At 43.5% G+C, this 565-nt stretch carries 1 protein-coding gene and 1 pseudogene; both read right to left on the bottom strand.

What is annotated here, in order from left to right; all coding sequences use genetic code 11:
- Positions 1-294 (bottom strand): P-II family nitrogen regulator (locus tag B3182_RS14160; protein ID WP_292753198.1); only part of this gene is annotated, 294 nt, incomplete at its 3' end.
- Positions 295-302: 8 nt separating this feature from the next.
- Positions 303-565, bottom strand: a pseudogene (locus tag B3182_RS14155) (NAD+ synthase); the annotation flags it as partial.

Genomic DNA, 565 nt, shown 5'->3' with positions numbered 1-565 from the left:
TCGCTCCAATGGTGAAACGAAAATCTTGCCATCGCCAATTCGTCCGGTATGCGCGGCTTTGGTAATTGCTTCAATACAGGCATCCACCTGATCATCTGCCAATACAATTTCCATTTTTACTTTAGGTAAAAAATCCACAACATACTCAGCACCACGATAAAGTTCGGTATGGCCTTTTTGTCTGCCAAAACCTTTAACTTCGGAAACTGTCATGCCAGTGACTCCGATATCGGACAATGCTTCACGTACATCATCCAGTTTGAACGGTTTGATAATGGCTTCAATTTTTTTCATGTGATTGCCTACTCTATTGTTGATGTTACGGTATACCCTGATGTTATCGGATAGCGACGATCTCTGCCAAATGCTCTTCCGGTAATACGAATTCCGGGAGGGGCCTGCCGCCGTTTATATTCACTACGATCTACCATTTTGATGACCTGTGCAACCGTTTCTGCATCAAATCCCGACGCCACCAAATCTTCAAAACAATCATCCTTGGCGATATAGGCTTCGAGAATTTCATCTAGTATTTCATAGGCAGGTAATGAATCCTGATCCACCG

The organism is Methylophaga sp. UBA4204 (genome assembly GCF_002379485.1).
Classification (GTDB): Bacteria; Pseudomonadota; Gammaproteobacteria; order Nitrosococcales; family Methylophagaceae; genus Methylophaga.
The sequence above is the reverse complement of the archived record's forward strand: the minus strand, read 5'-3'. Positions and strand labels throughout refer to the sequence as shown.